Origin of the sequence: Acetivibrio mesophilus, assembly GCF_004102745.1 — a bacterium.
GTDB classification, from domain to species: Bacteria; Bacillota; Clostridia; order Acetivibrionales; family Acetivibrionaceae; genus Hungateiclostridium; species Hungateiclostridium mesophilum.
The window spans coordinates 148,368-162,045 of sequence record NZ_RLII01000006.1; the positions used below are offsets into that span (position 1 = coordinate 148,368).

9 protein-coding genes and 1 other annotated feature are annotated in these 13,678 nt (G+C 40.0%); all 9 genes read left to right on the forward strand.

Features of this window, described 5'->3' with window-relative positions:
• Window positions 1–11 precede the first annotated feature (11 nt).
• A complete protein-coding gene (gene rplA / locus EFD62_RS07405) occupies window positions 12–707 on the forward strand; it encodes a 50S ribosomal protein L1 (RefSeq protein WP_069195748.1) in 696 nt (231 codons plus the stop codon).
• 48 nt (window positions 708–755) lie between these two features.
• Window positions 756–923 (forward strand) — a sequence feature (ribosomal protein L10 leader region).
• Window positions 924–984: 61 nt separating this feature from the next.
• Complete coding sequence (rplJ, locus tag EFD62_RS07410) at window positions 985–1,518, forward strand: 50S ribosomal protein L10 (protein WP_069195749.1); 534 nt, start codon at window positions 985–987, stop codon at window positions 1,516–1,518.
• Window positions 1,519–1,569: 51 nt separating this feature from the next.
• Window positions 1,570–1,953, forward strand: coding sequence for a 50S ribosomal protein L7/L12 (rplL, locus tag EFD62_RS07415; protein WP_069195750.1), 384 nt, complete (start codon window positions 1,570–1,572; stop codon window positions 1,951–1,953).
• 610 nt (window positions 1,954–2,563) lie between these two features.
• Window positions 2,564–6,313, forward strand: a complete 3,750-nt coding sequence (rpoB, locus tag EFD62_RS07420) for a DNA-directed RNA polymerase subunit beta (RefSeq protein ID WP_069195751.1) — start codon at window positions 2,564–2,566, stop codon at window positions 6,311–6,313.
• Window positions 6,314–6,330: 17 nt separating this feature from the next.
• A complete protein-coding gene (gene rpoC, locus EFD62_RS07425) occupies window positions 6,331–9,828 on the forward strand; it encodes a DNA-directed RNA polymerase subunit beta' (protein ID WP_069195752.1) in 3,498 nt (1,165 codons plus the stop codon).
• A gap of 140 nt (window positions 9,829–9,968) precedes the next feature.
• A complete protein-coding gene (locus tag EFD62_RS07430) occupies window positions 9,969–10,208 on the forward strand; it encodes a ribosomal L7Ae/L30e/S12e/Gadd45 family protein (RefSeq protein ID WP_069195753.1) in 240 nt (79 codons plus the stop codon).
• Between the two features lie 91 nt (window positions 10,209–10,299).
• On the forward strand, window positions 10,300–10,728 hold the full coding sequence (rpsL, locus tag EFD62_RS07435; protein WP_069195754.1) for a 30S ribosomal protein S12: 429 nt from the start codon (window positions 10,300–10,302) through the stop codon (window positions 10,726–10,728).
• A 200-nt stretch (window positions 10,729–10,928) separates the two neighbouring features.
• Window positions 10,929–11,399 carry a 30S ribosomal protein S7 gene (gene rpsG, locus EFD62_RS07440; RefSeq protein WP_069195755.1) on the forward strand — a complete coding sequence of 157 codons (471 nt, stop codon included), beginning with the start codon at window positions 10,929–10,931 and terminating at the stop codon, window positions 11,397–11,399.
• 71 nt (window positions 11,400–11,470) lie between these two features.
• On the forward strand, window positions 11,471–13,555 hold the full coding sequence (gene fusA / locus EFD62_RS07445; RefSeq protein ID WP_069195756.1) for an elongation factor G: 2,085 nt from the start codon (window positions 11,471–11,473) through the stop codon (window positions 13,553–13,555).
• The last annotated feature ends 123 nt before the right edge of the window (window positions 13,556–13,678 follow it).

The following is a 13,678-nucleotide window of genomic DNA, read 5'->3' on the forward strand; positions in this document are numbered from 1 at the left end:
GAGTGAAGCAGATGAAAAGAGGTAAGAAGTATCAGGAAAGTTCAAAAATTGTTGATAAATTTAAGTTATACGAACCATCAGAAGCAATGGAACTTGTGCAAAAGACAGCAAAGGCAAAGTTCGATGAAACTGTCGAGGCACATATTAGATTGGGTGTTGACTCAAGACATGCCGATCAACAGGTAAGAGGTGCTGTTGTTTTACCCCATGGTACCGGTAAGAAAGTAAGAGTTCTGGTTTTCGCTAAGGGTGAAAAAGCAAAAGAAGCTGAACAAGCCGGTGCAGAGTATGTTGGTGCAGAGGAATTGGTTACAAAGATTCAGGGTGAAAACTGGTTTGAGTTTGATGTTGTAGTAGCTACACCGGATATGATGGGTGTTGTTGGTAGACTTGGTAAAGTCCTTGGTCCAAAGGGATTAATGCCAAACCCTAAAGCCGGTACTGTAACAATGGATGTAGCTAAGTCAATTGCCGATATTAAGGCCGGTAAAATTGAATACAGATTGGATAAAACCAATATTATTCACTGCCCTATAGGAAAGGCATCTTTTGGAACCGAAAAGCTTGTTGACAACTTCCGTACATTGATGTCAGCAATAATTAAGGCAAAGCCTGCAGCAGCAAAGGGACAATATCTTAAGAGTGTGGTTGTTACTTCCACTATGGGTCCTGGTATAAAAGTTAACCCATTAAAAGTAGCTGAGTAAAAAAGGGCTTTACAAATTTGAGATAATGTTGTATTATAGCCATTGACAAATATTAATATAGATATGCCATAGACAGCAGGTTGCTTTCTTGTGAAGAAAGTGTAAAAGTATTCATAAACCACCCTGCCGAGGTAATGTGATTGATTGAGTGATTGATTAATTAAGTCCAATTACCCCTTTATGTCTATGTGCATATAGGGGTTTTGTTATTTGGTTGATAAAAGAAGAGTGAAGTATAAAATAGAGCACTCAGTTATTAAAAGGAGGTGGATTAGTAGTGCCAAGTGAAAAAATTCTTCAGCAAAAAAAAGAAGTAGTAGAACAACTGACTGAAAAGATTAAATCGGCTAAATCTATAGTGTTTGCTGATTATAGAGGTCTTACAGTTGAGCAGGATACTGAGCTCAGAAATGCTCTTAGAAAAGCTGGAGTAGAGTATAAGGTAGTAAAAAATACTTTGACAAAGTTTGCAGCAAAAGAGAACGGCTTGGAAGAGTTGGAACCTCACTTTAACGGACCGACATCAATGGCGTTAAGTTCTGAAGATGCTGTAGCTCCGGCAAAGATTTTAGTTGAATATGCAAAAAAATATGAAAAGCTTGAGCTTAAAGTTGGTGTAATTGAAGGCAAAGTATTCGATGTAAAGAGTCTTGAAGCTGTTGCAGCACTTCCGCCAAAGGAAGAGCTCATTGCAAAGGCTCTCGGAGGCTTGAAGTCACCAATAGCAGGTCTTGTAAACGTGTTGAACGGCAATATCAGAGGATTGGTCATTGCTCTAAACGCAATTGCAGAACAGAAGGCAAATGCTTAATTGCCGCTTAAAATTAAAAAATAATAATAATATTTATGGAGGTAAATAAAAATGGCTAGTGAAAAAGTTACAAAATTAATTGAAGATGTTAAAGGTTTATCAGTATTGGAATTATCAGAATTGGTAAAAGCTCTCGAAGAGGAGTTTGGAGTATCAGCAGCAGCTCCAGTAGCAGTTGCAGCAGCAGCAGCTCCAGGCGCAGCAGCACCTGCAGCTGAAGAAAAGACTGAGTTTGAAGTAGTTCTGAAATCAGCAGGAGCAGACAAGATCAAAGTTATAAAGGTTGTTAGAGAAGTAACTGGTCTTGGATTGAAAGAAGCAAAAGATATGGTTGACGGAGCTCCAAAGACAGTAAAAGAAAACGTATCAAAGGATGAAGCAGCTCAGATTGAAGCTAAATTCAAAGAAGTTGGAGCAACAGTAGAAATAAAATAATATATTTATTGCGACATCGGTTGACAGATAACAAAAAGGTTCCTTGCTGGAAGGAGCCTTTTTGCTATCTGTTATGTAAAATATATATTGTTTTTGCTTGAGTAAAAAAGCATAAAAATAGCTGGTAATATAGTTAAAAAAATAGTTAGAAATATAATAAGAAATGTTGATGTAAAATATAGTTATGAAATAGTTGACAAGTTGAACTACCTATGTTAGAATTATAAACTGCGTTATAATTTCATTATGCTATTCCAATATTTTCTGCATAAAGATAAACTTTTTTACTATTTAATTATAGCATATTGGAATAAGTTAGACAATATTTGTTAATAATATTTTAATGTCTGCGGAATGAAGTATTTTTAGTATATGTACATAACAGAAAAATATACTGATGTTTTATCATAAAACAACCGCAAGGCTCTACACGTAAAGGGTTGATTGATCCATTGCTACTGTAAAGCTTTGTGTTAATTTATATATATTAATATTGTATTAGGCTGTGAGGCTGTAGTCTAATTATGTAATGAAATATTATACATAAATAATCGAGATTTTTATTTATCTGAGCACAAAGACAAAAGTCTGAAATATGAGGTGATATTTAATGGTACATCCCGTGAAATTGGGAAAGAACGTTAGAATGAGTTACTCTAGAATTGATGAAGCTATCGACATGCCAAACCTTATCGAAATTCAGAAGAATTCATACGAGCAATTCCTTAAAGATGGCTTAAAGGAGGTTTTCAGAGACGTCAACCCCATAACCGATTATACTGGAAACCTGATTCTGGAATTTGTGGACTACTCGTTGGATGAGCCCCCAAAGTACAGTGTGGATGAATGCAAGGAAAGAGATGCGACTTATTCTGCACCGTTAAAGGTTAAGGTACGTCTTATTAACAAGGAAACAGGCGAAGTCAAGGAACAGGAAATTTTTATGGGTGATTTTCCCCTAATGACTGAAACGGGAACCTTTATTATTAATGGAGCCGAGAGGGTTATAGTAAGCCAGTTGGTAAGATCACCGGGGATTTATTATGCAATGAAGTTTGACAAAACCGGAAAGCAGCTGTATTCAAATACAGTTATTCCAAACAGGGGTGCATGGCTTGAATATGAAACCGATTCAAACGATGTATTGTCGGTGCGTATAGATAGAACCAGAAAGCTGCCTCTGACAGTATTGGTAAGAGCTCTGGGATATGGAACGGATATCGAGATTACAGAGCTTTTGGGCGAGGATGAAAGAATACTTGCAACAATACAGAAGGACAACTCAAAAACAGAAGATGAGGGACTTTTGGAAATATACAAAAGGCTGAGACCAGGGGAACCGCCTACAGTTGAAAGTGCGCGTTCGCTGCTTCACAGCCTGTTTTTCGACCCTAAAAGATATGATTTAGGAAAGCCCGGAAGATTTAAATTTAATAAGAAGCTTTCCCTTGCGTCAAGGATAATCGGATTTATCTCCGGCGAGAATATTGTTGACCCGAATACCGGTGAGATAATTGTGGCAGAAGGAGAAAGCATCAGCAGAGAAATGGCTGAAACAATACAAAATGCAGGTGTGAATACTGTATTTCTTAACATAGAAGGCAAATTGGTCAAGGTTATCGGCAATAATATGGTGGATATCAAAGCATACGTGGACTTTGACCCAAAAGAAATCGGCATTAACGAAAAAGTCAAAAGGGATGTCTTGATGACAATCCTTGAAGAGCATCAGGATAAGAGTGCTGATATGCTGAAAAAGGAGTTGAAGGAAAAAATTGACGAGTTAATTCCGAAGCATATTACAGTAGAGGATATAATATCGTCCATCAATTATATTATAGGCTTGAGCTATGGAATTGGAAACACGGATGATATTGACCACTTAGGAAACAGAAGACTGCGTTCTGTTGGAGAGCTTTTGCAGAATCAGTTTAGAATAGGTCTTTCCAGAATGGAAAGGGTAGTAAGAGAAAGGATGACTATCCAAGATATAGATATTGTTACGCCGCAGGCACTTATTAATATAAGGCCGGTTGCAGCTGCAATAAAGGAGTTCTTCGGAAGCAGTCAGCTGTCTCAGTTTATGGATCAAACGAATCCACTTGCAGAGCTGACACATAAAAGAAGACTTAGTGCGTTGGGACCTGGAGGTTTGAGTAGAGAGAGGGCAGGCTTTGAAGTTCGTGACGTTCACCATTCTCACTATGGCCGTATGTGTCCTATAGAGACTCCTGAAGGACCAAACATTGGTCTTATCGGTTCTCTCAGTACTTATGCAAGGATAAACGAATATGGTTTTATTGAGGCTCCGTATAGAAGAGTAAGTAAAGATGAAGTGGGCAAAGTGACTGACGAAATAGTGTACTTAACGGCAGATGAAGAAGACGAGTATATTATTGCGCAGGCGAATGAGCCTTTGGATGAGGAAGGAAAGTTTGCATCCACTAAAGTTGTGTGCCGTTATAAGGAAGAGTTTATTGAAGTTGAGCCATCCAGAATCGATTTTATGGATGTATCGCCAAAGCAGATAGTTTCTGTTGCAACCTCGATGATACCGTTCCTTGAAAATGATGACGCCAACCGTGCATTGATGGGTGCGAACATGCAACGTCAGGCAGTACCTCTTGTAAGAACCGATTCTCCGATTGTAGGAACGGGAATTGAATATAAGGCTGCAAAGGATTCCGGAGTTGTGGTGCTGGCGAAAAATTCCGGTACTGTTGAAAAGGTAAGTGCCAATGAAATCGTTATACGCACTAAAGACGGTAAGAGAGATAATTATAAGCTCCTTAAATACCTGCGCTCCAATCAGGGCACATGTATCAATCAGAAGCCAATAGTGAGAAAAGGCGAAGAAGTTGAAAAGGGAGATGTAATAGCTGACGGTCCATCTACCCACAACGGTGAAATTGCATTGGGAAGGAATATCCTGATAGGATTTATGACCTGGGAAGGATATAACTACGAAGATGCTATCTTGATAAGTGAAAGACTTGTTAAAGAGGATGTGTTCACATCCATTCATATAGAAGAGTATGAGGCTGAGGCAAGAGACACAAAACTCGGTCCTGAGGATATAACAAGAGAAATACCTAATGTCAGTGAAGATGCGCTCAAGGATTTGAACAGCGAAGGTATCATCAGAATAGGTGCGGAGGTTAGATCCGGTGATATTCTTGTAGGTAAAGTTACTCCAAAGGGAGAAACAGAGCTTACGGCAGAAGAAAGACTTCTTCGTGCAATCTTTGGAGAAAAGGCCAGAGAGGTTAGGGATACTTCCCTTCGTGTACCCCATGGTGAATCGGGTATTGTTGTTGACGTAAAAATATTTACAAGAGAAAACGGTGATGAGCTGTCTCCTGGAGTAAACAAGCTGGTAAGAGTATATATAGCACAGAAAAGGAAAATATCCGTAGGAGATAAAATGGCAGGAAGACACGGAAATAAGGGTGTTATTTCAAGAATTCTTCCGGAGGAAGATATGCCATTCCTTCCAGACGGTACACCTTTGCAGATAGTTTTAAACCCACTGGGCGTTCCGTCCCGTATGAATATCGGTCAGGTGCTGGAAGTGCATCTTGGATATGCAGCGAAAGCCCTTGGGTGGAAGATTGCTACTCCTGTTTTTGATGGCGCTACCGAGGAAGATATAGTGGAGACGCTGAAAAAGGCAGGTCTGTCGGAAGACGGTAAGACAATATTATATGATGGAAGAACGGGCGAACCATTTGAAAACAGAGTAACTGTTGGATACATGTATATGCTGAAATTGGCTCACCTCGTAGATGATAAAATACATGCGCGGTCAACTGGTCCTTACTCTCTGGTAACTCAGCAGCCTCTTGGAGGTAAGGCACAATTCGGAGGACAGAGATTTGGAGAGATGGAAGTTTGGGCCCTTGAAGCTTACGGTGCCGCTTATACACTGCAGGAAATACTGACGGTCAAGTCCGATGATGTAGTGGGTAGGGTTAAGACATATGAGGCAATAGTAAAGGGTGAAAACGTTCCCGAACCTGGAATCCCAGAGTCCTTTAAGGTTCTTATTAAGGAACTTCAAAGCTTATGCCTTGACGTGAAGGTGTACTCTGAAGAACAGGAAGAAATAGCTATCAAAGAATCGGTAGAAGATGACCTTGAAGAGCTGAATGTTAACATTGAAGGCAGAGAAGATGAGGTTAATTTCAATGAGTTTGGTGATATAGGTGATGAAATAATAGATGAGGACCTTGAAGCGGACGATTTTGATTTAGCGGATTTAAATGATGAGGAAATCAGTCCTGATGACACCATTGATACAGAATTGGACGACAACCTGTTTGAAGATGATTTAGACGATAGCTTTGATGATGATTTATAAGGGAAGGAGAGAAGGCCGTGTTTGAACTTAATAACTTCGATTCATTGAAAATTGGTTTAGCTTCTCCAGAAAAGATTAGAGAATGGTCACGGGGTGAAGTGAAAAAGCCTGAGACTATAAACTACAGAACATTGAAACCTGAGAGAGATGGACTTTTTTGTGAGAGAATATTCGGACCCCAAAAGGATTGGGAATGTCATTGTGGAAAATACAAGAGGATCAGATATAAGGGCATAGTGTGTGACCGATGTGGAGTTGAGGTCACCAGATCGAAGGTTAGAAGAGAAAGAATGGGACATATTGAACTGGCGGCGCCAGTATCCCATATATGGTACTTTAAAGGAATACCAAGCAGAATGGGGTTGCTTTTGGATATGTCTCCAAGAGCCTTGGAAAAAATACTTTATTTTGCATCTTATGTTGTTATTGACCCGGGTCAGACTCCACTTTCTAAAAAGCAAATATTGTCGGAGAAAGAGTTTAGGGACAGTATGGAGAAGTTTGGACCGAAGTTTCGTGCCGGAATGGGTGCAGAAGCGGTAAGGGAGCTTCTTCAAGAGGTTAATCTTGATGAGCTTTCAACCGAGCTTAGAGCCGAGCTCAATGATTCCTCCGGGCAAAAAAGAGTAAGAGCTATAAAGAGGCTTGAAGTGGTTGAGTCCTTTAGACAGTCGCATAACAAGCCTGAATGGATGATACTGGATGTAATTCCTGTTATACCACCTGAATTAAGGCCGATGGTTCAGCTTGATGGAGGAAGATTTGCGACTTCAGACTTAAATGACCTTTACAGAAGGGTTATAAATAGAAATAACAGATTGAAAAGACTCTTAGATCTTGGAGCACCGGACATAATTGTACGTAATGAAAAGAGAATGCTTCAGGAAGCAGTAGATGCATTAATAGACAATGGAAGAAGAGGAAGACCGGTAACAGGTCCTGGAAACAGACCTCTTAAATCCCTTTCCGATATGTTGAAAGGTAAACAGGGTAGATTCCGTCAGAACCTTTTGGGAAAACGTGTTGACTATTCCGGTCGTTCGGTTATAGTTGTTGGACCGGAACTGAAAATATATCAGTGCGGACTTCCGAAAGAGATGGCATTAGAGTTGTTTAAGCCTTTTGTCATGAAGAAGCTCGTTAATGACGGTCTTGCACATAATATAAAGAGCGCAAAGAGAATGGTTGAAAGAGTAAGGAATGAAGTATGGGATGTCTTGGAGGAAGTTATCAAAGAACACCCAGTGCTTTTGAACCGTGCTCCAACACTGCATAGATTAGGAATTCAGGCTTTTGAGCCTGTACTTGTTGAAGGTAGAGCTCTAAAGCTTCACCCGTTGGTGTGTACAGCATACAACGCTGACTTTGATGGTGACCAGATGGCTGTTCACGTACCTCTTTCCGCGGAAGCTCAGGCAGAAGCAAGATTTTTGATGCTGTCAGCCAATAACCTTCTAAAACCACAGGATGGTAAGCCAGTGGCGGTTCCGACACAGGACATGGTTTTGGGTAGTTACTATCTGACCATTTTAAAAGAAGGTGCAAAAGGAGAAGGCAGAGTATTTGCATCTATTAATGAAGCTGTTATGGCTTATGACAACGGAGAAATAGAGCTTCATACAAAGCTAAAAGTAAGAATAAAGAAAATTATAGATGGTGTTGAAAAGTCAAAAATAATGGAGACAACTTTAGGAAGGCTCATATTCAATGAAGCTATTCCACAGGATTTGGGCTTTGTAGACAGAAGCAACCCGGATAATCTGTTTGATCTTGAAGTTGACTTCCTTGTTGGAAAAAGCGAGCTCAGGAAAATAATCGATAAGAGCATAAAGGTACATGGAACCACAGAGACTGCAATATTGCTCGACAGAATAAAGGCATTGGGCTTTAAATATTCCACAAAGGGAGCAATAACCATAAGCGTATCGGATATGGTTATACCTGAAGTAAAGGCTAATTATATAAAAGAAACCGAAAGTAGAATTGAAAGAATAACAAAGCAGTTTAAGAGAGGACTTATATCCGATGAAGAAAGATATAATTCCGTTATAGCTGCATGGACAGAGGCTTCTGAAAATATTACCCAAGCACTTATAAGCAACCTTGACAGATTTAATCCGGTATATATGATGTCACAGTCCGGAGCGAGAGGTAATATCAATCAGATTAAACAGCTGGCCGGTATGAGAGGACTTATGGCTGATACATCCGGTAAGACCATAGAGGTTCCGATAAAGGCAAACTTCCGTGAAGGTCTTAACGTTATGGAGTTCTTCATATCCACCCACGGTGCCAGAAAGGGTCTTGCAGATACGGCGTTAAGAACTGCTGACTCAGGTTATTTGACAAGACGTCTTGTTGATGTCAGTCAGGATGTTATTGTAAGAGAGAATGATTGTGGAACCAGAAAAGGAATAGAAGTAGCGGACATAAAAGACGGAAATGAAATAATTGAAGAATTGGCAGAAAGAATTGTTGGTAGATATCCTGCCGGAAACGTACTACATCCGGAAACAGGTGAAGTACTGGTTGAAACGGGAAGAATGATAACCGATCAGGATGCCGATAGAATTGTAAAAGCTGGAATTAAAAAAGTAAAAATAAGGTCGGTATTAACTTGCCACTCTGAATATGGAGTTTGTGCAAAGTGCTATGGTGCAAACCTTGCGACTGGAGAAGAGTGCAATGTTGGTGAGGCTGTAGGTATAATAGCTGCTCAGTCCATAGGCGAGCCTGGAACGCAGCTCACCATGAGAACATTCCATACCGGTGGAGTTGCCGGAGATGATATAACCCAAGGTCTTCCTCGTGTAGAGGAATTGTTTGAAGCAAGGAAGCCAAAGGGACTTGCGATAATCTCAGAAATAAAGGGTACAGTCAAGTTCGCCGAATCCAAGAAAAAGAGAGAAGTGATTGTAACCTCAGAAGATGGTGAGGCTAGAAACTACCTGATTCCATATGGCTCGAGAATAAAAGTATCCGAAGGTGATATTGTTGAAGCCGGTGATGAGCTTACAGAAGGTTCGGTAAATCCTCATGATATATTGAAAATTAAAGGTGTATCTGGAGTACAGGCATATCTGGTTCACGAAGTTCAGAGGGTTTATAGGCTTCAAGGTGTTGATATCAATGACAAGCATATTGAAGTTATTGTAAAACAGATGCTTAGGAAAGTAAAAGTTGAAGATGCAGGGGATACATCCCTTCTGCCGGGAGGCCTTGTAGACGTATTTGACTTTGAAGAGGAGAATGCTAAAGCGGTGGCTGAAGGAAAGAGACCGGCTGTTGCAAAGAGAACTCTTCTTGGTATCACGAAAGCTGCGCTGGCTACGGAATCATTCCTGTCGGCGGCATCCTTCCAGGAAACTACAAGAGTACTCACTGAGGCCGCAATAAAAGGCAAGATTGACCCACTTGTAGGACTTAAGGAAAACGTAATTATAGGAAAGCTGATACCAGCCGGAACTGGTATGAGTAGATATAAAGATATTAGTATAAGTACGGTAACAGAATAGTCAAATTGGCATAAAAACACACTGAATCAAAAATCTTGACAAATGTAGTTTGTTGGTGATAAAATGATTCAGTGTGTAAATTTGTGCTATCTGTTAGTTTGGAGTTGAAGAATAGCCTGTGTTGACAGGGAGGGTAAACAGTGCTTGAAATTCTGAAAAACAGTAATAAAACTGTAGGATTGAAACAATCCATAAAAGCTGTTGAAGCATTGAAGGCAAAACAGGTATTCATTGCCGAAGATGCGGATGAGCGTGTTGTTGCCAGGATTAAAGAGCTCTGCATTAAAAATAACATACCGATAGTATATGTTGACACAATGAAGCAGCTGGGAAAGGCCTGTAATATAGATGTAGGCGCAGCTGTTGCATGTTTGCTTTAACCGTATTGTTTATTTATTAGTGCTTAGACTTGGCGTATTCTAACTTTTGTTTAGAAATATATTTATTTGAAACTTGAAAGGAGGTGGAAAGATGCCAACGTTTAACCAGTTAGTTAGAAAAGGTAGAAAGGACCTTCAGAAAAAGTCTACGGCTCCAGCGCTTCAAAAGGGGTTTAACTCAATAAAGAAGTTGCCAACAGACATAAGCAGTCCTCAAAAAAGAGGAGTATGCACAGTTGTTAAGACAACAACACCAAAGAAGCCGAACTCAGCATTGAGAAAAGTTGCAAGGGTACGTTTAACTAATGGTATTGAAGTGTCAGCTTATATCCCCGGTATTGGTCACAATCTTCAGGAACACAGTGTAGTTCTGATAAGGGGTGGAAGGGTTAAAGACCTTCCTGGTGTTAGATATCATATCATTCGTGGAACTCTTGACACTGCTGGTGTTGCCAAGAGAATGCAAGGTCGTTCTAAATATGGCGCCAAAAAGCCAAAGGCTGGTGCGGCAGGAAAGTAAATTCGTGCAACGTGCATATACGATGTATGAAAAAACTGCAATGTAACAAAATAATAGTGCCAAGTACGTTGTTTATATATATAAATATCCGCAAGTATATTAGCAAGTACGTAGCACTGACGGCGACCTCAGAAATTTCTTACTGTATGGTCGGCGAGTACCGATGATATTGTTTATATCATGAAAAGGAGGGAAGAAAAGTGCCAAGAAAAGGACATGTACCAAAGAGAGATGTATTACCTGATCCATTATATAATGACAAGGTAGTGACAAAACTTATCAATAATATAATGATTGATGGAAAAAAGGGTGTAGCACAAAAAATCTGCTATGAAGCTTTTGATATCATTAAGAACAAAACAGGCAAAGATCCGCTGGAAGTATTTGAGCAGGCTCTAAACAATGTTATGCCTGTGTTGGAAGTAAAAGCTAGAAGAGTTGGTGGAGCGACATATCAGGTTCCTGTTGAAGTAAGACCCGACAGAAGACAGGCTCTTGGCCTCAGATGGCTAGTGACTTATGCAAGACTGAGAGGCGAAAGAACAATGAAAGAGAGACTTGCAGGAGAAATACTCGATGCTACAAATAATTTAGGGTCAGCATATAAAAAGAAAGAAGACACTCATAAAATGGCAGAAGCAAACAAAGCATTTGCACATTACAGATGGTAATCTTAGCATGCTAAGACGCTTGGTGGCAATAGTGTTTGTTAGATTTGTCGATTTTTGAAAGGAAGGTTAAAATGCCCAGGCAATTTAGTTTAGAGAATACAAGAAATATTGGAATAATGGCTCACATAGATGCTGGTAAAACCACAACGACTGAGCGTATCCTGTATTATACCGGTAGAGTTCATAAAATAGGAGAAACTCATGAGGGTGCGGCAACTATGGACTGGATGGAGCAGGAACAAGAAAGAGGTATAACCATAACTTCAGCTGCCACTACTGCCCAATGGAAGAATACGAGGATAAACATAATTGATACGCCAGGGCACGTTGATTTTACAGTTGAAGTTGAAAGGTCACTTCGTGTTCTTGACGGTTCAGTTACAGTGTTCTGTGCCAAGGGAGGAGTTGAGCCTCAGTCTGAGACTGTATGGAGACAGGCTGATAAATATAAAGTACCTCGTATGGCATATGTAAATAAGATGGATATAATGGGAGCAGACTTTTTTAACTGTGTAAAAATGATGAAGGACAGACTTCAGGCAAATGCAGTTCCCATCCAGCTTCCAATAGGCAAGGAAGATCATTTTAAGGGAATAATTGACCTTGTAAAGATGAGAGCTTTCTTCTATATGGATGATTTGGGAAAAGATATTCAGGAAAGAGATATTCCTGATGATATGAAAGAACTGGCTGATGAATACCGTCTTAATCTGTTGGAGAATGTGGCAGAGCACGACGAAGAACTCATGATGAAGTATCTTGAAGGTGAAGATATTACAGAAGAGGAAATAAAGACAGTTATCAGAAAGGCTACCATTGCCGTAAAAATGATACCTGTGCTCTGTGGTTCTTCATACAAGAATAAAGGAGTTCAGCGTCTTTTAGATGCAGTTGTCGACTATATGCCTTCTCCGGTTGATATTGAAGCTATTAAAGGTGTAGCTGTTGACGGAGAGACTGAAATCGAAAGACATGCCGATGATGATGCTCCATTCTCGGCTTTGGCATTTAAGATTATGACAGACCCGTATGTAGGTAAGCTTTGCTTTTTTAGAGTTTATTCGGGAAAGCTCAGCTCCGGTTCCTATGTTCTCAATGCCACTAAAGGCAAAAGAGAGAGGATAGGTAGAATACTGCAGATGCATGCAAACCATAGAGAAGAAATCGATATGGTTTACTCCGGTGATATAGCAGCAGCAGTTGGATTAAAAGATACTACTACAGGAGACACTCTCTGCGATGAGGCAAATCCTGTTATTCTTGAATCCATGAACTTCCCAGAACCGGTTATCCACGTTGCTATTGAGCCTAAGACAAAGGCGGGACAGGAAAAAATGTCCATAGCGCTCCAAAAATTAGCTGAAGAGGATCCAACATTCAGAACTTATACTGATACAGAAACGGGACAGACTATAATAGCTGGTATGGGTGAGCTTCACCTTGATATTATCGTTGACCGTCTGTTAAGAGAGTTTAAGGTTGAGGCAAATGTTGGTAATCCACAGGTTGCTTATAAAGAAACAATTAAGAAGACTGTCAAATCAGAAGGTAAGTATATTAGACAGTCAGGCGGTAAGGGTCAGTATGGTCACTGTTGGATAGAAATAGAGCCTAGAGAACCTGGAGCAGGATATGAATTTGTTAATAAAATCGTCGGTGGTGTTATTCCAAAAGAATATATTGCACCGATTGATGCAGGTATTCAGGGTGCTATGAATAACGGTGTTCTGGCAGGATATCCTGTTGTTGACGTTAAAGTAACTTTGTACGATGGTTCATACCATGAGGTTGACTCATCGGAAATGGCGTTTAAGGTTGCCGGTTCTATGGCCTTCAAAGAAGGTATGAGAAAGGCAAACCCTGTTCTTCTCGAGCCTATTATGAAAGTAGTTGTTACTGTTCCCGAAGAGTACATGGGTGATGTTATGGGTGACCTGAACTCAAGAAGAGGAAGAATTGAGGGAATGGAAGCAAGAGGAGGAGCACAGGTTATACATGCCAATGTTCCTTTGGCTGAAATGTTTGGATACGCTACAGCCTTGCGTTCAAGATCACAAGGTAGAGGTGTATTCTCCATGGAAATAAGCCATTTTGAGGAAGTTCCTAAGAATATTCAGGAGCAGATAATAAGTGGCAGAGCTAAAGGTAATGACTAATCTGCATTATTTATAGCCTGAATAATTGAAATAAGCATAAAATTCAGGAAATATACAGACTTCTGTATATTTCCTGAAGAAAAAATTAAACTATAAATTAATCAGTTGGTGAACTGAAAAAGG